1 pseudogene is annotated in these 256 nt (G+C 55.1%); it reads right to left on the minus strand.

The features are described from left to right. Positions 1 to 256: pseudogene (locus tag ACTHS3_RS18190) on the minus strand (3'-5' exonuclease); the annotation flags it as partial.

A 256-nucleotide genomic window follows, 5' to 3' on the forward strand; every position in this document is an offset into this window, starting at 1 on the left:
ATAGGCAGGCTGCTGTCGAAATACCAGCTTCCATCAGGCAATGCCAACGCGCCACCGGCACAGAGCAGGGTAATGCTGTTTCCGGTCAGGGGATCGGTTTCGGTAATTTCAATTTCGTGCGCTTTACCCCAATCGGTTACAGGGAGTAGGGCGGCCAGCTCGGTAATGCGTTGGTTTTGATGTTTGATACCATTTGGCTGGCGACAGTTGCCGTTGCATTTTCCGACGGCCTCGACAGGGCAGGGTTCGCCCTTTG

The organism is Neisseria sp. P0009.S007 (assembly GCF_051962515.1).